Consider the following 20,958-nt stretch of genomic DNA (forward strand, 5'->3'; position numbering starts at 1 on the left):
CCACTGGCCCCACTGGTAGGCCAGCACCCAGATGTTCTTGGGCGCGAAGTAGAACAGCGTGGGCGCCACCGCGGCCTGGCCCATCCCGCTCTGCCTGGCCGTCGCCATGTCCGACCAGTTGGTGAACGGGCTGAACATCATCGACCCGTACGACGACCCCGACACGTTCGAGCCGTAGACCAGGTGCTTGCCGTTGTACACCACGTTCGTGAAGTCCTTCACCGCCGACCACCCGTTCGCCGGCTGCGCCAGCGCACCCGTGGAGGACCACCGGTACGTCGACGGAAGCGCGCACGTGCCGCCCGGCGCGGGCGTTGTCGGGGTGGGCGCCGGGGTGGACGACCCGGACGGCCTGAAGTTCCAGTGCTGGTTGGCGGCGCCCCAGGAGTCCCAGATCTGGACGGGGGTGCCGTTGGCGGTCTGGTTGCCGGGGGTTTCCAGTGCCCGGCCGCTGGCGACGTTGATGAGGGTGTAGGAGCCGTCGGCGTTCCGGGTGGCCTTCCAGTGCTGGTTGGCGCCGCCGTTGTTGTCCCAGACCAGCAGCTTGGTCCCGTTGCCGGTCTGGCCACCCGGTTCGTCCAGGACCCGGCCGCTGGCGAGGTTGGTCAGCGTGTAGGAGCCGTCGCGGTTCTTGGTGGCCTTCCACTGCTGGTTGGTGGCGCCGCCGGCGTCCCACACCTGGAGCGGGGTGCCGTTGCCGTTCTGTCCCGCGGGCTCGTCGAGAACACGTCCGGCGGCACCCACCGCGGAGAGCGTGTAGACGGTGCCGGAGTTGATGCCGTCGCCCGGCGTGCTGCCGCCGGCGCCGCCGAGGGCGGTGAGGACGGCGGTGTAGGCGGGCTTCTTGTTGCCGCTGCTGTCGAACAGCAGCGGGTTCTCGCCGCCGCGCCAGGAGTCCCTGTCGCGGATGCCCCACACCGTGATGCCGGTGCAGCGGGCGACGTCGAGGCAAGCCTGGACGGTGTCGGTGTAGGCGGTGGCGGAGGCCTGGGCGATGTCGAGTTCGGTGATCTGGACGTCCACGCCGAGCGCGGCGAAGTTGGACAGGGTGGTCCGGAAGCTCGCCGGCGGGCCGCCGGTACCGAAGTGGCTCTGGAATCCCACGCAGTCGATGGGAACGCCACGGGACTTGAAGTCCTTGACCATGCGGTAGACGCCCTGGGTCTTGGCGTCGGTCCAGTTCTCGATGTTGTAGTCGTTGTAGCAGAGCTTCGCCGAGGAGTCGGCGCTCCGGGCGGTGCGGAAGGCCTCCTCGATGAAGCCGTTGCCCAGCACGTTCTGGAACACCGAGCTGCGGTGCTGGCCGCTGCCGCCGTCGGCGAACGCCTCGTTGACCACGTCCCAGGCGTAGATCCTGCCCTTGTAGTGGGACATCTCCTGGGTGATGTGGTTGTCCATCACGCTGCGCAGGGTGTTGGCGTCAGTGATCGAGGAGACCCAGTTGGGCAGTTGGGAGTGCCAGACCAGGGTGTGGCCGCGCATCCGCTGGCCGTGCGCGGAGGCGTGGTTGACGATCGAGTCGGCGGCGCCGAAGGTGAACGACCCGCGGGAGGGCTCGACGGCGTCCCACTTCATCTCGTTCTCGGGGGTGACCATGGTGAATTCCCGGTCGAGAACGGTGGAGTACGTCGAGTCCCCGAGCCTGCCCGCGGCCACCGCCGTGCCGAAGTAGCGGCCACTACCGGCAGCTGCCCCGCCGAGGACGGTCGGCGTGCCGGCATTCGACGTGAATGCGGCCTGGGCGACCAGCGGTACGGCGGCACCCACGGCGGCGAGCACCACGGCGGCGGCGATCAGGCGGCGGGTTGCCGGACGGCGGCGATGAGAGCGGTTCTGATCTGGCAACGGCTTCTCCCTCTGGCGTAGTGGGCCCTGGTCTTGGCCACGGTTACCTGCCAGTTGCCGCCACGCACACAGAGGTTGCCGTGATCGGGAGAACTTTTTGTCGAGGCGGAGATCTGCGCGGCCCTCGTCCCGTCGGGGTGAAGCCGCCCCCGGACCGCGAGGGCGCCCCCGGCGTTCCCTGCCTCGGCGCGATGGCTGTCGTCCTTGGTATTCCGTCAGACGCGGCGGGGCCGCAGGCCGTTCGGCCTGCGGCCCCGCTCAGGGGGTCGGGATCAGGACGGGTCACCGTACTGGAGGCCGCGTCCGTTGGTGCCGATGTAGACGCGGCCGAAGGTGTCGGGGTCGCCGGTGATGATGCCGAGGCTGCCGATGGCGCCCCACTGGTGGGCGTCGTCGTTGACGCGGAGCCAGGTGGCGCCCTTGTCGGTGGAGCGGAAGACTCCGGTGACGTTCTTGACGGTGCCGATCAGGTACAGGGCCTGGTAGTCGGCGCCGGGTGCGGCCTTGCCGAAGCCGAGGGCCGAGGCGGACTGCACCGAGCCGAGCGGGGTGAAGGTGCGGCCGCCGTCGGTGGAGTGCAGCAGCCCCTTGCCGCCGCCGGAGATCCACAGGTCCCCGGCGATGCCGGGGACGGCCGTGAGCCGGCCGGAGGGCAGGTTGCCGGTCCGGGCGGTGAAGGTCGCGCCGCCGTCGGTGCTGGCGTAGAGGGTGCCGCCGGACAGGGAGTAGAAGGTGTTGCCGGAGGAGCGGTCGGCGACGACCTCGGCGTCGGTGCCCAGGCCGCTGACCTTCGACCAGCTCGAGCCCTTGTCGGTCGAGCGGTACGGGACCTGACCGTCCTCGGTCCAGACGATGGTGGAGCCGTCCGCCGCAAGCGCGACATGGCCCGTCTGGGAGCTGCTGACCGGCTCTGACTTGAAGCCGTTCCAGCTGCTGCCGCCGTCGGTGGAGTAGGCGCCGTCCTGCGCGCCGCCACGGCCGACGCGGACCATCATCGAGGGGTTGGACTGAGCGAAATCGATGTCGGTGCTGCTGCTCATCAAGGGGTTCTTCAGCCGTCCGGCGGGCACCTCGGTCAGGGAGTCGTGGCGGAAGCCGCCCTGGTCGCCCATGGAGGTGATGACGGTGGCGCCGCCGGGAGGGGCGATCGCGTCCGCCAGCGAGGTCTCCTCCAGCCCGCGGGCCCCGGAGGCCCAGTGGCTGGTGCCGCCGCCGTCGGAGGCGTTGGCGTCCTTGCTGCGCCAGATGCCGTTGCCGGTGCCGTACAGCGCGTGCCCGGAGTCGAAGGGATCGATGGCCAGCGCGGTCATCCAGTGCCCGGTGCCGGTACCGACGTAAGGAGCGCCGGAGGCGTCGCGCTGCGACTTGTCGGCCAGTGCCTTCCAGGTCGTGCCGCCGTCGGTGGTCCGGTAGACCTCGTCCTCGGGCCACCAGCGGTCGAGGGTGGTGACCATCACCGTGGACGGGTGCTGCGGGTCGACGGCCAGACCGGAGAACCCGTAACCGCCCTGGGAGGGGGAGATGTTCTTCCACGCGCCGCCGGACGGCGTGTACTTCCACACCGAGCCGGCCGTCGCGTCCATGGGGCCGATGCTGTTGCTGTAGGACAGGTACAGCGAGCCGTCACCGGAGACCACGCCGTGCTGCGGCATCTGGCCGGTGGGCTGCCCGGAGACGGCCTGCCAGGTGTTGCCGCCGTCGGTGGAGCGGTACAGGGAGGTGGACCTGTCGTTGACGCCGACGTAGACCGTGTTGCTGCCGGCCGGGCCGTGGGTCACGAAGGAGATGCCCGCGCCGCTGCTCGCCCCGTCCTTGACGGGGAACGAGGAGACCTGCCTCCATGTCGCGCCGTAGTCGGTGCTGCGCCACAGGCCGTTCTTGCGGGTGCCCAGCAGTAGGGTGCCGTGGTTCGCGGGGTCGATCACGAGCCGTTCGCCCGCCCCGCGGCCGGGTTCGTTGCCGCCCAGCTTGAACGGCAGATCGGTGCGCTGGAAGGTGCGGCCCCGGTCGGTGGAGCGCAGGATCGCGCCGTTGCCGGCCCACTCGTTGGTGTAGGTGCCCGTCGCGAGGTAGAGCCGGTCGGGGTCGACGGGGTCGGTGGCCAGCGCATCCACGCCCAGCAGGTTCCAGTCCTTCTCGCCCATCCAGTCGGTCAGCGGGATCCACTGCTCGGCCGCGGTGTCCCAACGGTACGCGCCGCCCATGTCGGTGCGCGCGTACAGCAGGCCCTTCTCCTTCTGGTTGAAGACCAGGCCGGTCACGTAACCGCCGCCCACGACCTGGGCGTTCTTCCACACGTACGACCCGGACCCGGTCTGCGCGCCGCCGCCGCTCTCCGCCACCTTCACCAGCTTCCACTGCTGGTTGGCGCCGCCCCAGCCGGGCCACTGGATGACCTGCGCGCCCCGGTCCGTGGAGCTTCCGGAGACGTCCAGGACCTGACCGCTCCTGCGGGAGGTGAAGGTGACGGCGTCGGAACCGCTCACGTCGTCGATCCGCCACTGCTGGGACGCTGAGGACCTGTCCGTCTGCTGCTCGGCAGCAGCCGCCTGGCCGGTCGAGTCGCCCGCTATGCCCAGCACCTTGCCGCTGTTGCGATTCACCAGCTCGTAGTAGCCGTCCCCGGTGGACTTCAGTCTCCACTGCTGGTTGGCGGTGTTCTGGTCGGTCCACTGCTGGATCCGGGTGCCGTCGGCGGTGGAGAAGGCGTTGACGTCCACCACCTGGCCGCTGCGTACCGAGACCAGCCTGTAGTAGGCGCCGCCGTCGACCGTCGCGGCCTGGGAGTCCTCGGGTGTGAACATGAAGTACGAGACGCCGGCGAGGGGCACACCGAGCGCCAGAGCGGTGGCGCTGAAACGACGGCGGTGACGCCCGCGGCGCCCGCGGATGGGGTTGCTCATGGGTGGACGTTCTCCTTGCGAACCGTGCACGAGGGAAAGGCGGATCGGGACACCGGAACGGGCCGGCTCCGCTTCCTTGTGGTCACAGGCTCCGCAAAGGGTTGCCGCGAGCCGGGAACTTCTTCGGGTCACCTCGTGGTCAGGTGTCGATCAGCGTCCGGGGTGACGTCGGCTCCACGGCTGAGCAGTCACCTCGGAGGCGGTGGCGCCGGGAAGCAGTGCTTCTCCGCAATGCTTCAGCCCGGAAGCAGCACATTCGCGGCCCGACGACGGAGCAGGGCCACCGCTGAGGAGATGTGCGCCGGTCAGGGATCGGAGGATGCGTGCCCTGACGGCTGCGGTGGGCGATCCCTCGGCTCCGACGCCCAACGGCGGAGCGCTGCCCCGGGAGGCCCCCTCCACCTCCCGGAGCAGCGCGGTCGGTACCGGTCTCAGTCCGCCAGCGGCAGGTAGACCCGGTTGCCCTGGGCGGCGAACTCCGCGGACTTCTCGGCCATGCCGGCCAGCGCCTCGGCGTCGTAGCCGGAGGCGACCGCGGTGGAGCCGTCGCCGTGCTCGTCGCGGATCTTCTGACTGATCTTCATCGAGCAGAACTTCGGCCCGCACATGGAGCAGAAGTGCGCGGTCTTGGCGGGCTCGGCGGGCAGCGTCTCGTCGTGGAAGTCGCGGGCGGTCTCGGGGTCGAGGGCCAGGTTGAACTGGTCCTCCCAGCGGAACTCGAAGCGCGCGTCGGAGAGCGCGTCGTCCCAGGCCTGGGCGCCGGGGTGGCCCTTGGCGAGGTCGGCCGCGTGGGCGGCGATCTTGTAGGTGATGACGCCGGTCTTCACGTCGTCCCGGTTGGGTAGGCCCAGGTGCTCCTTGGGCGTGACGTAGCAGAGCATGGCGGTGCCCCACCAGGCGATCATCGCGGCGCCGATGCCCGAGGTGATGTGGTCGTAGCCGGGCGCGACGTCCGTGGTGAGCGGGCCGAGGGTGTAGAAGGGCGCCTCGTCGCAGATCTCCTTCTGGAGGTCCATGTTCTCCTTGATCTTGTGCATCGGGACGTGGCCCGGGCCCTCGATCATCACCTGGACGTTGCGCTCGCGGGCGATCCGGCCGAGCTCGCCGAGCGTCTGCAGCTCCGCGAACTGGGCCTCGTCGTTGGCGTCCGCGATCGACCCCGGGCGCAGGCCGTCACCGAGCGAGAAGGTGACGTCGTACGCGGCGAGGATGTCGCAGAGCTCCTCGAAGTTGGTGTAGAGGAAGTTCTCCTCGTGGTGCGCCAGGCACCAGGCGGCCATGATCGAGCCGCCGCGGGAGACGATGCCGGTCTTGCGGCGGGCGGTCAGCGGCACGTAGCGCAGCAGCACGCCGGCGTGCACGGTCATGTAGTCGACGCCCTGCTCGCACTGCTCGACGACGGTGTCGCGGTAGACCTCCCAGCTGAGGTCCTCGGCCCGGCCGTCGACCTTCTCCAGCGCCTGGTAGAGCGGCACGGTGCCGATCGGCACGGGGGAGTTGCGCAGGATCCACTCGCGGGTGGTGTGGATGTTGCGGCCGGTCGAGAGGTCCATGACGGTGTCGGCGCCCCATCGGGTCGCCCAGGTCATCTTCTCGACCTCCTCCTCGATCGAGGAGGTGACCGCGGAGTTGCCGATGTTGGCGTTGATCTTCACCAGGAAGTTGGTGCCGATGATCGCCGGCTCGACCTCGGGGTGGTTCACGTTGACCGGGATGACGGCCCGGCCGCGGGCGACCTCGTCGCGGACGAACTCCGGGGCGAGCCCCTCGCGCAGCGCCACGAACTCCATCTCGGGCGTGATCACGCCCTGCTTGGCGTACGCGAGCTGGGTGACGGCGGCGCCGGCCCGGCCGCGCAGCGGGCGCCGCGGGCGGCCGGGGAAGACCGCGTCGAGGTTGCGGAGGTTCCCGCCGCGCGGCGAGGTGTGCTTGATGCCGTCGTCCTCGGGGCGGGCCTCGCGGCCCTCGTACTCCTCGACGTCGCCGCGCTGGCGGATCCAGGCGTCGCGCAGGGCGGGCAGGCCGCGCCGCACGTCGGGCTCGTAGGAGGGGTCGGTGTACGGGCCGGAGGTGTCGTACAGCGGGACGGTGCGGCCGTTGGTGAGGAGGACCTCCCGGTACGGCACCCGGAGGTCGGGGCGGCTGCCCTCGCGGTGGGCCTTGCGCCAGGCCGGGGTCGGGTAGCCGGTGGACGCGCTGCTGACGCCCCGGCCGGAGACAGACTGCGGCTGTGCTTCAAAGGTGGTCATGAGACCCTCTACTCCCTACGCCGGCATTACCCGGTCAGGTTCCTGCGGTCGGCGCAGCGGTCGGTCCGTGTACCGCGGACCTTTCAGCGCCCTCTCAGCCCGGTGCTCCGAGCTCCCGTTGGCTGCAGGCGGATGCCTGCAGCAAGACGTCAACACCGTAGCGGCAGCGTCGTGGCAGGTCCAGACGGGTTCCGGCCAGTGGACGGGCACGGCAGACTGGCCGGCATGGTGGGCAGCACAGGGCGGGTGACCGGGCGGACGGGGCCGGGGCTGGTGGGCGAGGTGATGGTGTTCGTCCCCGAACGGCACGGGACGGAGGCCTTCCTGGCGTATCCGGCGGTGCCGGGCGAGGAGCTGGCGGTGGGCACCCCGGTGGTGGTCGTGGAGTACCAGCCGCCGCGCACGGTGTACGTCGCGGCGGTCCTTTGACGGAATCTTGACGCACTCCTGGGCGAAACACGGCCGCCGGGCCCTTCCCCCGCGATCACGACAGGCGCAGAATCTCCTGCTGCCGCCGGCTACCGCGCCTTCCTGCACACCAGAGCGCAGCCACGGGACACCGGCGTGCCCTGAAGGGGGAATCAGCCGATGTTGATCGGCATCGCGGGGGCCGTCGCGGCTTCCATCGTCGTCCTGGTCGTGCTCTTCAAGCTCATGTGGCGGGTCGCCGAACCGAACGAGGCACTGATCATCTCCGGGTCCCGGCACCGCTCCGAAGGGGTCGCGGACGGGCTCGGATTCCGCATCGTCACCGGGCGCGGCACGCTGGTGCTGCCCGGTGTCCAGGTGGTGCGCCGGCTCTCGCTGGACCTCAACGAGGCCGAGCTGGACGTCGAGTGCGTGACGTCGCAGGGCATCCCGGTGCACGTCAAGGGTGTGGTGATCTTCAAGGTCGGCGACGACCCGGTGTCGATCGCCAATGCCGCCCGCCGCTTCCTCGACCAGCAGAAGATGATGGGCCACCGGGTCCACAACGTCTTCGCCGGCCATCTGCGGTCCATCGTCGGCGGGTTGACGGTCGAGGACATGATCCGCGACCGGGAGCGGATGACCGGGGAGACCCGGGCCGCGTCCGGCAGCGAGATGGAGAAGCTCGGCCTGATCATCGACTCGCTGCAGATCCAGGAGATCCTCGACCCGACCGGCTACATCACCAACCTGGCCGCCCCGCACGCCGCCGCGGTGCAGCGGGACGCCCGGATCGCGGCCGCGGAGGCGGACCGCCGGGCCACCGAGGCCGAGCAGGAGGCCTTCGCCCGCAAGGCCGAGGCCACCCGCAACTCCGGCATCCAGCAGGCCGGTTACCAGGCCGAGCTGGAGACGGCGCAGGCCCGGGCGTTCCAGGCCGGTCCGCTGGCGCAGGCCGCGGCCCGGCAGGAGGTCGTCGTCCAGGAGACCAAGGTGGCCGAGCTGGAGGCGGACCGCAAGGAGCAGCAGCTGCAGGCGGACGTCCGCAAGCCGGCCGACGCCCGGGCGTACGAGACCCGGACGAAGGCGCAGGCCGACCGCGACGCCCGGATCTCGGCGGCCGAGGCGCTGGCCCGGGAGACCGAGCTGAAGGCCGCGGCCGAGGCGAACCGGGTGAAGATCGCCGCCACCGCGGAGGCGGAGGCCACCAAGGCCCGCGGTCTGGCCGCGGCCGAGGCCACCCGGGCGACCGGCCAGGCCGAGGCGGCGGCCGCGGAGGCCAAGGGCCTGGCGGCGGCCGAGGCGGCCCGTGCGCTCGGTCTGGCCGAGGCGGAGGCGATCAAGGCGCGGGCGTCGGCCCTGGCGGAGAACCAGGAGGCGGTCGTCGCGCAGCAGTTGGCGGAGAACTGGCCGGAGATCGTCCGGGCCGGCGCGGAGGCCTTCGGCAACGTCGAGCACATGGTGCTGCTGAACGGCGCCGAGGGCATGGGCGAGATGATGGCCAAGGCGCTCACCATGGGCGGCACGGGTCTCGGTCTGGCCCGGCAGCTGCTCGCCGCGATGGGCCAGCAGCAGGCTCCGGCCGAGCCGGTGGCCGCCGCCGGGCGCGCGGTGAGCCACGCCATCCCCGTCCAGGAGGGCGCGGAGGGCTGAGCACGGCGGCAGCCCGCCCGGCCGCGGTGTGCGGCGGGGCGGGCTGCTGCGTGTCCGGGGGCGGGCGGGCCGGGTCAGGCCCGGTAGGCCTCGGCGAGGGCGGTGAAGACGGCCTTGGGGCGGCGGACGCCGTCCTCCAGGGCGACCGCGCCGTACGAGCCGAGGTCGAGGTCGTGGGCCGGGTCGTCGGGGCGGTGCGGGGCGCGGTAGCCGGCCCAGGTGAACCAGAAGGCGGCGTCCACGCCCTCCTCCTCGAAGACCGGCAGCAGCTCCTGCAGGTACCGCACCTGCTCCTGCTCGTCGCGGACGAGTCCGGCGCGGACGGCGGGCGGCTGCGCGGTGCGGTCGATCACGTCCCAGCCGAGGCCGCCGCGGTCGCCGGCACCGGCGTAGGTGCAGCAGCCGAACTCGGTGACGGCCACCGGCTTGCCGTGGGCGGAGTGGGCGCGCAGCTCGTCGCGGTAGCGGGCGGCGTTGTGGGCGTCCCGGTAGGCGTCGACGGCGACCAGGTCGAAGGGCGTCCAGTCGATCCGCTCCCAGACGCCGGAGGCATAGGTGATCCGGCCGCCGAACGCGGCGCGGCAGACGGCGGCGGTGTCGGCGAGGAAGGCGTCGAGGCGGGCGGTCGCGGCGGGCACGGCCTGCCGGGTCCCGGGGTGGAGGAGGGCGGCGATCCGCTCGCCGAGGTCGGCGCCGGGCAGGAACCCGTCGGCGAAGAGGGTGAGTTCGCAGCCGAGGACGAGGAGCACCTCGGCGCCGGCGGCCCGCAGCCGCTCGGCGCGGCGGGCGCAGTCCAGCAGGACGGGTCGCATGGCCCGCTCGTCCAGGCCGCAGGGGAAGGGCGCGAACCAGACCTCCAGGCCGTGCGCGGCGGCGTGCTCGGCGGCCAGGGCGATCCGCTCCAGGTCGGCACCGGTGATCCGGACGGCCGTGCAGTGCAGGTCCTCGGCGATGCTGCGCATCTCGGCACGGACCTCGGCCGGGTCGAAGTGCGGCCGGGAGGACCGCCCGTCGGGGGTGAAGCCGGTGTCGTAGTTGATGCCCTTGGCGCGCATGGCGGTCGGTCCCCGTGGTCGTGGTGCGGCTGGTGGTCGGGTGCTCGGTGCGGGTGGTCGGTCCCGGGTGTGCCCGGTGGGGCGTTCGGGTCACTCGGCGTCGGCGACGACCTGCTCGGCGATCCGCTCGGCGACCTTGTTGCCGGCGAGGATGCCGACGCCGATCGCGGCGACCAGGAAGACGGTGCCGAGCCAGGCCATGGTCTCCACCGGCAGGGTGTAGGCGCCGACGACCCGGGCGACGCACTCGGCGACCAGGACGGAGCCCCAGACGAGCGAGAAGGTGCGCTCCTGACGGCGGAAGGCGGCCGAGCCGGCGGCCAGCCGGTCCCAGGCGGCGTCCCGGGCGGCGATGCCCTTGACGATGAAGGGCTTGAGGCCGGCGGTCATCAGCGGGCGGCGGCCGAAGGCCGAGACGATGATCGAGATGCCGATGATGCTGCTGATCGCGCCGTCCTTGGCGAGCATCAGCCGCGGGTCGCCGCTGATCGCGGAGAGCGCGATGCCGGCGGTGTTGACCACCAGCATGAGCAGCGCGAGCCCGTTGAGGGTGCGCTCGCGGAGCAGTCCGGCGACGGTGCGGACGGCCGGGACGGCGCTGGAGAGCGCCAGCGAGGGCACCAGGCCGAGGCCGAGGGCGCTGTGCGCGGCGAAGTAGACGCCGAGCGGGACGGCGACGTCGACCGCGAGCGGCCTGAGCGCCGCCAGCTTGGTGGCGGTGGCCTCGCTGCGGCCGCTCTTCGCGGTCTGCTCGGCGTGCTCGGTCGTGTCGATCGCCGCGGTGGTGGTGATGGTGGCCATGGTGTCCGCTCCCCGTTGTCGGTGGTGCCCTGTTCCCGATGCATCGAGAATCCCGTGGACGGGGGGTCGCCCGGCAGTGTCGGCCGCACCGGGATCCGCATGACGGATGTCACGGCCGCGTCCCGGCAGGGAGGTCGGGGGGAACACCGGTCGGTCCTGAGTACGGGTACTCAGGCCGTGGGCGCCCGTGCCCCGGCAGCATGGCGGGCATGGACCTTCGATTCCCGAGCGTGGGCATCACCGCGGTGGGCGCCGGCCTGCCGGCCCGGGTGCTGACGTCGCAACAGCTCCAGGACGAGGTGGTGGCGGGCAGCGGGCTCCGGCTCCCCGAGCGGATGTTCGAGAAGGCCACGGGCATCGTGACCCGCCGCTTCGCCGCCGACGACGAGTACGCCTCCACGCTGGCCCTGACCGCCGCCCGGAACGCCCTCGACGGCGCCGGGTACGACCCGCTCGACATCGACCTGCTGGTGTACGCCTCCGCCACCCGGGACGTCTGCGAACCCGCCACCGCCCACCTGGTGCAGGCCGAACTCGGCTCCCGGGCGCACGCGTTCGACGTCTCCAACGCCTGCAACAGCTTCATCAACGGCATCGACGTGGCCCGCGCGATGATCCTCGCCGGACGGGCCCGGCGCGCCCTGGTGGTCACCGGTGAGACGCCCAGCCGGGCGATGCGCCGCGACCCGTCCGGTCTGGCCGACTTCCGGGACGGCTTCGCCGGCTACACCTTCGGCGACGCGGGTGCGGCCGTGGTCGTCGAGCCGGTCGAGCGCGGCGGGATCCTCGACGTGGAGACCGAGACGGCCTCCGAGCACTGGGCGGTCGGCGGGATACCCGGCGGCGGCTCGCGCCACCCGCGCGGCGACGAGTACAGCTACTTCCGGGGCGGCGGCAAGGAGTTGCGCGGCGTCTTCGAGAAGATCGGCGGCGACATCCTGACCCGGGTGGCGGCCCGCACCGGCCTCGGCTGGGACGCCTACGCCCGGGTGCTGGTGCACCAGGTGACGCTGCCCTACCTGGAGCGCTTCGTGGAGCTCACCGGGGTGCCGGAGGAGAAGCTGGTGCTGACCGTGCCCGAGCTGGGCAACGTGGCCAGCGCCACCCTCGGCGTCCAGCTCGACCGGATCCACGGCCGACTCGCCTCCGGCGACAAGGTGCTGATGGTCGGCCTCGGCGGTGGTGTCAGCCTGATGACGATGGTCTGGGAGGTGCCGTGACCACGCTCTGGGTGGTCGTCCCCGCGTACCGCGAGGAGACCCGGATCGGCGGCACCCTGCGCGCCCTGGCCGCGCAGCGGGACACCGACTTCACGCTGCTGGTGGTGGACAACGCCTCGGACGACCGGACGGTCGCCGTGGTCGAGGAGTTCGCCGCCGGGGCGCCCTTCCCGGTGCACGTCCTGGTGGAGCCGGAGAAGGGCGTCGGCTGCGCCGTCGACACCGGGTTCCGGCACGCCATCGCGCACGGCGCCGCCCTGCTCGCCCGCACCGACGCCGACTGCCTGCCGGAGCCCGGCTGGACGGCCGCCGCCCGCGCCGGGATGCTCGCCTCCCGCGGCCTGGTCTGCGGTCACATCACCGCCCGGCGCGACGAGCACGGGCCGGTCGGCCGCCGGGTGTTCCGGGCCCTGGTGGTGACGGGTGCCTTCTTCGGCCGGATCCGTCCCGCGCACCACCGCCGGCACGGCTTCCTGGTGCCCTACCGGATGCACGCGGGCAACAACATGGCGATCACCGCGGCCCTGTACGAGGCGGTCGGCGGGATGCCGCGCCGGCCCTCGCCGACCGACCGCACCTTCATCAACCGGGTCCGCCGGCACACCACCGCGATCGTGCAGCAGCGCGACATGGTGGTGCAGAACTCCACCCGCCGGATCCGCGCCTACGGCGTCCTCGGCACCGCCCGCTGGTACCTGGAGCGGGGCAGCGGCGGCCGCTCCGTCGACCCCCGATGAAGGAGCCGGACGTGCTCGACCACCTCAGCCGGGTGCTGCGCGAAGGCGCGGACCGCCCGGCCGTCCTCGGCTGCACCCGCAGCGGCTCCGTCCGGGTGCGGGCCCGCTGCGGCGAGATCGCCGACCTCGCCGACCGGTACGCCGCCGCGCTGCACCACGGCCACGGGCTGACCGCCGGGGACACCCTCGGTGTCGCCGTCCGGCCCGGGCCGCGCGCCCTGGCCCTGATGCTCGCCGCGCACCGGCTCGGCCTGCGCGCCGCCGTCCTCGACCCGTCCGCCGGTCCCGACGTGCTGGTCGCCCGCCTCGAACTGGCCCGCCCCGCCCTGGTCGTCGCCGACGCCGCCGCGCAGGCCGTGGCCGGCTGGGCCCGCGGCCTCGCCCGCCGCGCCTCGCTGGAACTGCCCCGGCTGGACGCGCTCGGCCCGGTCGCCACCGCCGGTCCGCGCCGCCCCGGCTGCGCCCCCGCCCTGCGCTCCACCGGCGGACGCCCGCCCGCCGGCTACGACGGGGACGGCGACGCCGTGATCGTCTTCACCTCCGGCACCACCTCGGCGCCGCGGGCCGTGGTGCACACCCGCGCCTCGGTCGCCGCCGGGATGCGGGCCGTCGCCGGGCTGGTCCGCCCGCAGGCCGGGCAGGCCGTGCTCGGCGGCACCTTCTTCGTCCTGGTGCCCTCGCTGGCGGCCGGTGCCACCGTCGCCCTGCCGGCCCGCTCGCCGAAGGTGCTCGGCCGGCAGGTCCGCCGCCTGGAACCCTCCGAGACCTATCTGACGCCGCCGCAGCTGCGCGGCCTCGACCACCTCACCGGCCGGGTCTGGACGGGCTCCGCCCCCGCCTCCGCCGAGCTGCTGCGCCGCGCCAAGCAGGCCGGCGCCACCGAGGCCTGGGGCGTGTACGCGCTCACCGAGCTGTTCCCGGCCGCGGCCGTCGAGGAGGCCGAGAAGTCCGCCTTCGACGGCGACGGCGACCTGCTCGGCCACCCGCTGCCCGGCGTCACCACCCGGCTCGCCGACGGCGGCGAACTGCTGCTCTCCGGGGCCGCCGCCCGCGACCGCTACCTCGGCGAACCCCCCGACCCGTGGGTGCGCACCGGCGACCGCGCCCGTCCGGACGCCGACGGCCGGATCGTGCTCGCCGGCCGTTGCAAGGACATGGTGCTGCGCCGCGCCGAGAACATCTACCCGGGCCTGTACGAGCCCGCCCTGCACCTGCCCGGTGTCGAACTCGCCCTGCTGGTGGGCGTGCCCGCCGGGGACGGCGACGAGCGGCTGGTCGCCCTCGTCCAGCCGCGCCGGGGCACCGACCCGCGGCGGCTGCGGGCCGACCTGGAGCGCCCGCTCGCCCGGATGGGCAGTGCCCGCCCCGACGCCGTGCTGCTCGGCGAGGTGCCGCTGGCCGGCCGCTCCCGCAAGCCCGACCGGGCCGCCGCCGCCCGGCTGTGCGCCCGCGAGCTGGCCCGGTGACCGGGGACACGGCCGCCCGGGCCCGCACCCACCGCACCGCCCGGCGGCTCGACCGCAGGGTCTACCTGGGCTCCCACCCGGTGCTGTTCACGCTGCTCGCGGCCACCCGGCGCCGCCCGGTGCTGCGCCTCGGCCGCACCGTGCTGGTGCACGGCGCCGAGGCGTACCGCGAGGTGCTCACCCGGGTCCCGCTGGACCGCACCGCCGAGGGCACCACCGGCGGCGCCGCCGCCCGGCGGACCGACGGCGGACTGCTCTTCGACCAGGACGGCGGCGAGCACCGGGCCGCCCGCCGCGACCTCACCGAACTGCTCGGGGCGAAGGGCACCGAACGGCTCCGCCCGGTCTGGCAGACCGTCCTCGACCGCCGCCTGGGCGAACTCACCGGCACGATCGACCTGGTGGACGTCGTCCGGGAGGTCGCCGGGGCCACCGCCGCCGCGCTCACCGGCTCCGGCGCCGATCCGCTGCAGCTCGCCCGGGCCTGCGCCGACGCAGCCGCCGAGGCCGCCCGGGAGCACCTGCCGGGCCTGCCCCGGCGCACCTCCACGACGGCCGCCGAGCACCTCAACTCCCTCCTGCCGCACGGCCGGGACGCCATGCTCGCGGTCGCCGCGGTCAACACCACGACCGCCGCGCTGCCCAGGGCCGCCGCCTGGTGCGCCCGGGCCGGCCTGTGGGACGAGATCTCGCCCGAACTCGCCGTCGAGCTGCTCCGGTTGACGGCCCCTTCCCCGCTGCTGCCGCGGGTCGCCGCCGGCGACGGCACCGCGGGCGGCTGCCCGATCGGCCGCGGCGACCGGCTCGTCCTGGTCGCCCGGCACGCGGCCGGCGCCCACCGCACCGGGCCCGCCGACCCGCAGGCCGCCCAGGCGGTCTTCGGCGCGGGCCCGCACGCCTGTCCCGGCGCCCGGCTCGCCCGCGCCCAGCTCACCGACTTCCTGGCCGCGCTGGCCCCGTACCGGCCGGTCGTCGTCCGGGCCTCGGTGGACCGGCGCGCCGCCCTGCCCGGCTACTCCTCGCTGCTCGTACGGAAGGGCTGACCGCATGCTCCGGATCGCCGTGACCGGCGCCAGCGGCTTCTGCGGCTCGTACGTCGCCCGGGCGGCCGCGGCCGGCGGCGCCGAGGTGCGCTGCCTGGGCCGCCGCCCCGGCCCGGTCGGCCGCCACGTCCGCTGGGACGCCGCCGCCGAGGTCCCCGACCTGGCCGGCGCGGACCTGGTGGTGCACTGCGCCGCCGCCGTCGGCGACCACCCGCCGGGCTCGTCCGCCGAGGCCGAGCAGCACGCCGTCAACGTGGACGGCACCGCCCGGCTGCTGGAGGCCGCGGCCGGTCGGCCCGTGGTGTTCGTCTCCAGCGCCAGCGTCTACGACCCGCGCGCCGACCGCGCCCTGGTCCGGGAGGACCACCCCACCGCCGGCGGCCACCGCAACGCCTACGGCCGTACCAAGGCCGCCGCCGACCGGCTGGCCCTGACGGCGGGCGCCGTGGTGCTGCGGCCGCGCGCCGTCTACGGGCCGGGCGATCCGCACCTGGTGCCGCGTCTGCTGGAGCGGGTCCGCCGCGGCCTCCTGCTGCTGCCCGGCCCGGACGTGCCGCTCAGCCTGACGGCCGTGCAGAACCTGGCCGACGCCTGCCTGGCCGCCGTCGACTGGGCGCCGGGCGCGTACAACATCGCCGACGCCCGGCCGTACCGCCGCGACGCCGCCGTCCGCGCGGTGCTCGCCGGGCTGGGCGTCCGGGTGCGGATCGGCCACGTGCCGACCGCCGCCGCCGAGTTCGCGGCCCGCCGCGGCCTGCTGCCCGGGCTCACCCCGTACGCCGTGGACCAGCTCGCCCGGCCCGTGGTGCTGGACACCGCGAAGGCCGCCGGCCGGGGCTTTCGGCCGCGGTGGGAGCTGGCCTCCGCACTCGCGGCCTGACGCGCCCGGGCCCCGGACACCGTGGGGTGTCCGGGGCCCGGGGGGCTGTCCGGCTCAGCTCTTGGCGGCCTTCTTGACCAGGATCACCACCGCGGCGCCGAGGCCGACGACCAGCAGGACCTTGATCAGGAATCCGATCAGCGAGCTGACCACGCCGACCACGAACCAGATCAGGTTCCAGGCCAGGATCAGCACCAGGATCGGGACGACGATGTTGCGCACCCACGAGGGCAGCGACTTCCAGAGCTCGGCCATGTCCGTTCCTTCTCTCCCCTCGGGCTCGGCGCCGGTCCGTCCGCCGCTTTCCCGCTCGCTTCCGATGCTTCGATCGTAGGCGGCCCCGGGACGCCGATCGAGGGCCGGCGGCCCGGAGAGAACCCGGAGATCCCCCCGAGGCCGACCACCGGGTCATCCCTCACTGAGCCGTCAGACCGGCCAGGTCTCGCCCCGCCAGGCCGCGTCCCAGAACATCCACTCGTAGCGCGAGGTGGTGCTGAAGTGCCGTACCGCCCGGCGCCGTTCGGCCGGGGAGATCTCCTCGCCGAGCCGGTCGGTGAGGTCGAGCACCCGCCGGACGACCGACTGGAAGGCCTCGTCGCCGTAGGTGGCGATCCACTTGGCGTAGAGCGGGTCGGGGGAGGACTTCGCCAGCAGCTCCTCGCCGACCCGGGCGTAGATCCAGTAGCAGGGCAGCACCGCGGCGACCGCCTCGGCGAAGGAGCCGCCGTGCACGGTGGCCAGCAGGTAGCTGGTGTAGGCGAGGGTGGTGGGCAGCACCGGTTCGGCGGCGGCCTGCTCGGCGCTCTCGCCGAAGGCGGTGAGGAACGCGCCGTGCATCTCCTGCTCGGCGGCGAGCGCGCCCACCGCGTCGTCGGCGAAGGCCCGCACGTCGGCCTCGTGCGGCGCCCTGGCGGCGCAGACGGCCAGGGCCCGGGCGTAGTCGCGCAGGTAGTGCGAGTCCTGCACCACGAAGTGGCGGAAGGCATGCCGGGGGAGGGTGCCGTCGGTGAGGCCGGCCAGGAAGGGGTGGGCCAGGATCTCGTCGTAGACCGGCTCGATCGCCGACCAGAGTTCGTCGGTCAGGGCCACTGCTCTCGCTCCTCGTGTCGGGTGGTCGCGCCCGGCCGACCCTATCCGGCGGAGGTCAGTCCTCGGGCGGCGAGAAGATCACCAGGACGCGCAGCTCCTCGGTGATGTGGTGGAAGCGGTGCGGCACCCCGGCCGGCACGTAGACGACGCTGCCGCGGCCCACGGTGGCGGTCTCCCGGCCGACGGTGATCTCGGCCCGGCCGCTGATCACCTGGTAGATCTCGTCCTGGGCGTGCGGGGCCTGGGTGTCGGTCTCGCCGGGGGCGAGCGCGTACAGGCCGGCGGACATGTTCCGCTCCTTGAGGAACTGCAGGTAGGAGCCCTGGTGGGCGGCCCGTTCCGCGTCCAGCTCGTCCAGCCGGAAGACCTTCATCGCGCGCTGCTCCTCTCCTGGTCGGGGACCATTCAACACCCGGACGGGCTCCGGCCCGGCACCCGCGCGGGTACCGGGCCGGAGGGTGCGCACGCGTCAGGCGCGGTGGGAACCGGCGTTGCGGCGGCGCAGCACGACGAGCGTGCCGACGCCGAGCGCCAGCACACCGGCGCCGGTGGCGGCGATCACGCCGGCGTGGTCGCCGCCACCGGTGTTGGCGAGGCGGTCGCCGGCCTTCGCCTTGGCCTTGGTGACCGTGGCGGTGGAGGGCTTCTTGGTCGGCACCACGCCGCCCGGCTTCACGGTCGGCTTGTGGGTCGGCTTGGTGGTGGGCTTACCGCTCGGCTTGGCCGAACCGCTGGGCTTGGCCGAACCGCTCGGCTTCGCCGAGGCGGAGGCCGACGCGGAGGCGGAGGCGGAGGCGGAGGCGGAGGTGCTCGGCTGGGCCGAGGCGGAGGAACCGCCGCCGGCCGCGACGATGGCGAACTCCTGGGGCTCACCGATGACGGTGTTGCCTGCCTCGGCCTCCTCGTCGTCCAGCGCGAAGAGGACGGCGAGGGACTGCGCGACGGCCGCACCCGGCTTGGCGGCGGCGCCCAGGCTCAGGCGGACGTCGATGTCCAGGGTCTCACCCGCACCGACGAACAGGAAGGAGTCCTCGTCCGGGCCCTCCTCGCCGAGCTGACCCAGGATGACCGCGACGCTGCCGTCCTCGCCGCCCTCGACGGACGCGCTCAGCCACTTGCCGCTGTCGGGGTGCTTGTACTGGGCCTTCACCTGGCCCTCGGTCAGACCGTTCTCGGCGCCGAAGACGACGGCCGGGATGAGCAGCGCGTCGCCGCCAGCGTTGTTGATCTCCTCGGTGAAGGTGACCTCGGTGCCGCCGGCGGTGACCTGGGCGGGGAAGTTCTTCAGCGTCACGCTGCCGCCCGCCTTGGCGGCGGCATGGGCGATGCCCGGCGCGACGGGGGCGGCCAGGGCGGCCGGGGCGGCGAGGACGGCCGCACCGGTGACGAGCGTCGTGGCGGCGGATATCGCCAGGGCACGGCGCAGCTTCATGGAAACCTCACAGGTCTGCCGGCACACCCGGTGTGCCGGCACGGGGGAGTGTCATGAGGGCGGCATCCGTGGATGCCGCGGACCCGCGGTGTTCCGCAAGATCGGAGCCGGATCGTATCCACATGAATAAGTGCTGGATAAGACCGGGGTGCCCACTGGGGGTTCGCACGCCCTCCACCGCTTCAGCACGCCGTGTACACGACATGCACGCCCCGGAGGGCTCTCCGCCGACGTATCGTCAGCACAGGCTCCGACCTGCGGAGATGAACCACGGGACACGGGATGGCCGAGGCCGCTCCGGACGGGCGCGCATCGACGCACAGGCGGGGAACCCCCGCACCCCACCTCCGTCAGGACGTGACGGAAACCACGTCCCGGTCAACGGGCGGGCGCACGTCCCGGGACCGGTACGGCTCGAGGACGTGGCCGCCGGGAGCTTCCCAGCGGGCGGGCGGCCTGCCACCATCCGGTGCCATGAAGAGTTTCGTGATCAAAACGCTCATCAACGCGGCGGCGATCTGGGTCGCCGCCTGGATCGTCGACGGGATCACCCTCTCGGACGGGAGCTGGGGCCACCAGGCGCTGACCGTGATCGCGGTGGCGCTGGTCTTCGGCGTGGTCAACTTCCTGATCAAGCCGTTCGTGAAGCTGCTCTCGCTGCCGCTGTTCGTGCTCACGCTCGGCCTGATCACCTTCGTGATCAACGCGCTGATGCTGTGGCTGACGTCCTGGGCGTCCGACAAGATCGGCCTGGACTTCCACGTCTCGGGCTTCTGGTCGGCGCTGCTCGGCGCCCTGATCATCAGCGTGGTCTCGTGGGGCCTCGACCTGGCCCTGGGGGACGACGACTGAACCGCCGGGCGGGGCGTCAGCCCGCGTTCTCGCAGCCGCCGCTGAGGATCAGGTCGAGCTGGGCCTCCAGTTCGACCTCGCTCTCCTCCTGGCCCATCGGCACCAGCCGGTCGGTGCGGGCGAGGAAGGCGATCAGCGGCGGGGCGGGGGCGTGCAGGGTGGCGTCGCCGTCGGGCGAGCGCAGCACCACGCCGATCTCGGTGAGGTCCTCGCCGATCGGGTGGATGTGGACGTCCCCCTCGCCGGCGGGCCGGCTGATGCCGTCGACCAGCAGCTCGCGGGCGAAGTACCAGGTGACCGGGGTGTCCCCGGGCAGGTGGAAGGTGAAGCGGACCGCGTACGGGTCGTCGGTGTCGTAACCGAGGTCGACGGCGATGCCGACGGAGAGCTCGGCGCCCGCCACGAGGTTCATCACCACGTGGCCCTGGACTGTGCTGCTGTGCATGCCGCGCTACCTCCGCGATCCGTTGGTGTCGCCTGCCCCGGCTGGCGGCCATTGCAGCACAGGGACCACCCCGCTTCAATGATTACAGCGGGTGAAGACGCCAAATGAGCTTCAATTCGAAGGCCAAAGCCTATTCGAATCTTAGCGATCGACCACATCTCTCGGGGCGGCCTTCGAATGGAAGATCCAATACCGTGACCGCCCGGTCCTGCTCGAACACGCAGCGGCACGCCGAATCATCCGTTCGGCCCAACGTTTTCCCCCTGTTCGCCCATGTGTGCGAGTTTCATTCCCCCCGGCGCGCGGGAGAATCCCGCACAACCCCCGTGTCTCCGGAGGTGGCCATGGCCGTCCCCGTCCGCCCCGTCGTCAAGCGCACCGCGCGGGCGATCCTGCTGGAGGACGACCCCGGCGATCCGCACGCGCCCGCCACCATCGTGCTGATCCGGCGCGTCCGGCCGGGCGCGGCGCACCCGTACTGGATCACCCCCGGCGGCGGCGTGGAGCCGGAGGACCGCTCGGTCGTCGACGCCCTGCACCGCGAACTGGACGAGGAGCTCGGCGCCAAGGCCGTCGACGTGGTGCCCGCCTTCGTCGACACCGTCGCCCACTCCCACCACGACGACGGCACCCCCGCCCACCCGCACGGGGTGAAGGTCCAGCACTTCTTCGTCTGCCGGCTGGCCTCCATGGACCTCTCCCGGCGGCACGGCCCCGAACTGGAGGACCCGAACGGCGAGTACGAGATCGTCCGGCTGCCGTTCACCCGCGAGGGGGTCACCTCGGTCAACGTCGTGCCGCCGAGCCTGCGCGCCTACCTGGCGGCCAACATCGAGGGCGTCCGCGCCCTGCTCGCCCGCGACCTGGCCTGAGCCGGACC

Annotated in this window: 19 protein-coding genes and 1 riboswitch; of the genes, 9 read left to right on the forward strand and 10 right to left on the reverse strand. The window is 73.1% G+C overall.

The window, feature by feature from the left end; genetic code table 11:
• From AB0442_RS30445 to thiC, 3 genes are all read right to left on the reverse strand, one after another.
• Positions 1-1,797: non-reducing end alpha-L-arabinofuranosidase family hydrolase (locus tag AB0442_RS30445; protein WP_366166885.1), on the reverse strand; the 1,797-nt coding region annotated here is incomplete at its 3' end.
• A gap of 320 nt (positions 1,798-2,117) precedes the next feature.
• Positions 2,118-4,748, reverse strand: a complete 2,631-nt coding sequence (locus AB0442_RS30450) for an RICIN domain-containing protein (protein WP_366166854.1) — start codon at positions 4,746-4,748, stop codon at positions 2,118-2,120.
• A 431-nt stretch (positions 4,749-5,179) separates the two neighbouring features.
• Positions 5,180-6,997, reverse strand: a complete 1,818-nt coding sequence (gene thiC, locus AB0442_RS30455; RefSeq protein ID WP_366166855.1) for a phosphomethylpyrimidine synthase ThiC — start codon at positions 6,995-6,997, stop codon at positions 5,180-5,182.
• A riboswitch (TPP riboswitch) is annotated at positions 6,993-7,124 on the reverse strand. It overlaps the preceding gene by 5 nt.
• 98 nt (positions 7,125-7,222) lie before the next feature.
• Here thiC and AB0442_RS30460 point away from each other — a divergent pair.
• A complete protein-coding gene (locus AB0442_RS30460) occupies positions 7,223-7,426 on the forward strand; it encodes a hypothetical protein (protein WP_344623074.1) in 204 nt (67 codons plus the stop codon).
• A 159-nt stretch (positions 7,427-7,585) separates the two neighbouring features.
• Entirely contained in the window at positions 7,586-9,058 is a 1,473-nt protein-coding gene (locus AB0442_RS30465; RefSeq protein ID WP_366166856.1) for an SPFH domain-containing protein, read from the forward strand.
• Between the two features lie 74 nt (positions 9,059-9,132).
• Here AB0442_RS30465 and AB0442_RS30470 read toward each other — a convergent pair whose 3' ends face one another.
• Positions 9,133-10,113: a hypothetical protein gene (locus AB0442_RS30470; protein ID WP_366166857.1), complete on the reverse strand. Its 981-nt coding sequence runs from the start codon at positions 10,111-10,113 to the stop codon at positions 9,133-9,135.
• Between the two features lie 90 nt (positions 10,114-10,203).
• Entirely contained in the window at positions 10,204-10,914 is a 711-nt protein-coding gene (locus tag AB0442_RS30475) for a VC0807 family protein (RefSeq protein ID WP_366166858.1), read from the reverse strand.
• A 209-nt stretch (positions 10,915-11,123) separates the two neighbouring features.
• Here AB0442_RS30475 and AB0442_RS30480 point away from each other — a divergent pair, with 209 nt between their 5' ends.
• The 5 genes from AB0442_RS30480 to AB0442_RS30500 are packed head-to-tail and all read left to right on the forward strand — an operon-like array spanning position 11,124 to position 16,260.
• Positions 11,124-12,134, forward strand: coding sequence for a ketoacyl-ACP synthase III (locus AB0442_RS30480; RefSeq protein WP_366166859.1), 1,011 nt, complete (start codon positions 11,124-11,126; stop codon positions 12,132-12,134).
• On the forward strand, positions 12,131-12,871 hold the full coding sequence (locus AB0442_RS30485; protein ID WP_366166860.1) for a glycosyltransferase family 2 protein: 741 nt from the start codon (positions 12,131-12,133) through the stop codon (positions 12,869-12,871). The genes AB0442_RS30480 and AB0442_RS30485 overlap by 4 nt, the downstream gene beginning before the upstream one ends.
• Before the next feature lie 11 nt (positions 12,872-12,882).
• Positions 12,883-14,337, forward strand: a complete 1,455-nt coding sequence (locus AB0442_RS30490) for a class I adenylate-forming enzyme family protein (RefSeq protein WP_366166861.1) — start codon at positions 12,883-12,885, stop codon at positions 14,335-14,337.
• On the forward strand, positions 14,334-15,380 hold the full coding sequence (locus tag AB0442_RS30495) for a cytochrome P450 (RefSeq protein WP_366166862.1): 1,047 nt from the start codon (positions 14,334-14,336) through the stop codon (positions 15,378-15,380). Before AB0442_RS30490 ends, AB0442_RS30495 begins: the two co-directional genes overlap by 4 nt.
• Before the next feature lie 4 nt (positions 15,381-15,384).
• Positions 15,385-16,260, forward strand: coding sequence for an NAD(P)-dependent oxidoreductase (locus AB0442_RS30500; protein ID WP_366166863.1), 876 nt, complete (start codon positions 15,385-15,387; stop codon positions 16,258-16,260).
• 54 nt (positions 16,261-16,314) lie between these two features.
• On the opposite strand, the gene AB0442_RS30505 is transcribed toward AB0442_RS30500, so the two are convergent.
• The 4 genes from AB0442_RS30505 to AB0442_RS30520 form a co-directional block, all read right to left on the reverse strand.
• Complete coding sequence (locus AB0442_RS30505; protein WP_030270022.1) at positions 16,315-16,515, reverse strand: DUF5326 family protein; 201 nt, start codon at positions 16,513-16,515, stop codon at positions 16,315-16,317.
• A 171-nt stretch (positions 16,516-16,686) separates the two neighbouring features.
• Positions 16,687-17,349, reverse strand: coding sequence for a thiaminase II (gene tenA / locus AB0442_RS30510; protein WP_366166864.1), 663 nt, complete (start codon positions 17,347-17,349; stop codon positions 16,687-16,689).
• A gap of 55 nt (positions 17,350-17,404) precedes the next feature.
• Positions 17,405-17,722, reverse strand: coding sequence for a cupin domain-containing protein (locus tag AB0442_RS30515; protein ID WP_030270025.1), 318 nt, complete (start codon positions 17,720-17,722; stop codon positions 17,405-17,407).
• 96 nt (positions 17,723-17,818) lie between these two features.
• A complete protein-coding gene (locus tag AB0442_RS30520; RefSeq protein WP_366166865.1) occupies positions 17,819-18,781 on the reverse strand; it encodes an LPXTG cell wall anchor domain-containing protein in 963 nt (320 codons plus the stop codon).
• A gap of 474 nt (positions 18,782-19,255) precedes the next feature.
• Between AB0442_RS30520 and AB0442_RS30525 the strand changes: the two genes are divergently transcribed.
• A complete protein-coding gene (locus tag AB0442_RS30525; RefSeq protein WP_030270030.1) occupies positions 19,256-19,633 on the forward strand; it encodes a phage holin family protein in 378 nt (125 codons plus the stop codon).
• 16 nt (positions 19,634-19,649) lie between these two features.
• Here AB0442_RS30525 and AB0442_RS30530 read toward each other — a convergent pair whose 3' ends face one another.
• Positions 19,650-20,078, reverse strand: a complete 429-nt coding sequence (locus tag AB0442_RS30530) for an SsgA family sporulation/cell division regulator (RefSeq protein WP_366166866.1) — start codon at positions 20,076-20,078, stop codon at positions 19,650-19,652.
• 344 nt (positions 20,079-20,422) lie between these two features.
• Between AB0442_RS30530 and AB0442_RS30535 the strand changes: the two genes are divergently transcribed.
• The gene (locus AB0442_RS30535; RefSeq protein ID WP_344623060.1) at positions 20,423-20,950 is read left to right on the forward strand and encodes an NUDIX domain-containing protein; all 528 of its coding nucleotides are present in this window, start codon (positions 20,423-20,425) and stop codon (positions 20,948-20,950) included.
• Positions 20,951-20,958 lie beyond the last annotated feature (8 nt).

Source organism: Kitasatospora sp. NPDC085895, assembly GCF_040702125.1.
GTDB classification, from domain to species: Bacteria; Actinomycetota; Actinomycetes; order Streptomycetales; family Streptomycetaceae; genus Kitasatospora; species Kitasatospora arboriphila.